This window comes from Pseudomonas sp. NPDC087346 (assembly GCF_044744235.1).
Lineage (GTDB): Bacteria > Pseudomonadota > Gammaproteobacteria > Pseudomonadales > Pseudomonadaceae > Aquipseudomonas.
Map to the genome: position 1 here is coordinate 1 of NZ_JBIUXX010000110.1, position 968 is coordinate 968.

Consider the following 968-nt stretch of genomic DNA (forward strand, 5'->3'; position numbering starts at 1 on the left):
GTGAATTCGCCCGACAGGGTCGATTTCACATACAGGTTCTGGGAGGTCGGGTCGATCGACGGCGATACGCCAGTGATGTTGGCGATGGTTGCGGTCGGTGCGATGGCCATGATGTTGGAGTTACGAATGCCTTTCTGTACACGGGCGCGAACCGGTGCCCAGTCCAGGGATTCGTTCAGGTCAACATCGATGTACTTCTGGCCACGTTGCTCGATCAGGATCTGTTGCGAATCCAGTGGCAGGATGCCTTTGGACCACAGCGAACCCTGGAACGTCTCGTAAGCACCGCGCTCGTCGGCCAGGTCGCAAGAGGCCTGGATGGCGAAGTAGCTGACCGCTTCCATCGACTTGTCGGCGAACTCGACGGCAGCGTCGGAACCGTAAGGGATGTGCTGCAGGTACAGCGCGTCCTGGAAGCCCATGATGCCCAGACCGACCGGACGGTGCTTGAAGTTGGAGTTCTTCGCTTGTGGCACCGAGTAGTAGTTGATGTCGATAACGTTATCGAGCATGCGAACGGCGGTGTTCACGGTACGTTCCAGCTTGGCGGTGTCCAGCTTGCCGTTGACGATGTGGTTCGGCAGGTTGATCGAGCCCAGGTTGCAGACAGCGATCTCGTCCTTGTTGGTGTTCAAGGTGATCTCGGTGCACAGGTTCGAGCTGTGAACCACACCAACGTGCTGCTGCGGGCTACGCAGGTTGCACGGGTCCTTGAAGGTCAGCCAAGGGTGGCCGGTTTCGAACAGCATCGACAGCATCTTGCGCCACAGGTCTTTGGCCTGAATGGTCTTGAACAGCTTGATCTTGCCCGGGTACTGGGACAGAGCTTCGTAGTACTCGTAACGCTCTTCGAAGGCTTTACCGGTCAGGTCGTGCAGGTCCGGTACTTCGGATGGCGAGAACAGGGTCCACGGGCCGTCATCGAAGACACGCTTCATGAACAGGTCAGGGATCCAGTTGGCGGTGTT

At 58.0% G+C, this 968-nt stretch carries 1 protein-coding gene; it reads right to left on the reverse strand.

All coding sequences use genetic code 11. The annotated features are described in order from the left end of the window. The coding region (locus tag ACIOZM_RS30485) for a ribonucleoside-diphosphate reductase subunit alpha (RefSeq protein ID WP_401221124.1) at positions 1–968 on the reverse strand (968 nt) is incomplete at both ends.